A 348-nucleotide genomic window follows, 5' to 3' on the forward strand; every position below is an offset into this window, starting at 1 on the left:
TGAGCGTGTTGTTGACCTTGTCGGGGATGATCCTGATGAAAAGTTCAGGCTGTGCCTCGAGCTTGCTCTTGTCCGTCAAGCTCTCAAACCTAATCTTATCCAGAGCATCAGAAGCGTTGCTTATCAGTTCGCGGAGAAAAATCTCCTTGTTGCTGTAGAAGGTGTTGATGATCAGGCTCAGAAGTTGGTTGATCTCCGCCTGGAAGGCGAATGTTTCTGCCTCGCCGACTTGCATTTCCGCCATCGAAGCAGGAGAGAACAGGGCAACGTACAACTATTTGAAAATTCTAGGGTTTCACGCGAACAATCATGAAGCGGTATGCAAACCTATAGCAAGGGAAACAACAG

Annotated in this window: 1 pseudogene; it reads right to left on the reverse strand. The window is 48.0% G+C overall.

Going from position 1 to position 348, the window contains the following annotated elements:
- Positions 1-274: pseudogene (locus C6N31_RS47295) on the reverse strand (hypothetical protein); the annotation flags it as partial.
- Positions 275-348 lie beyond the last annotated feature (74 nt).

The organism is Streptomyces fildesensis (genome assembly GCF_016107395.1).
Classification (GTDB): Bacteria; Actinomycetota; Actinomycetes; order Streptomycetales; family Streptomycetaceae; genus Actinacidiphila; species Actinacidiphila fildesensis.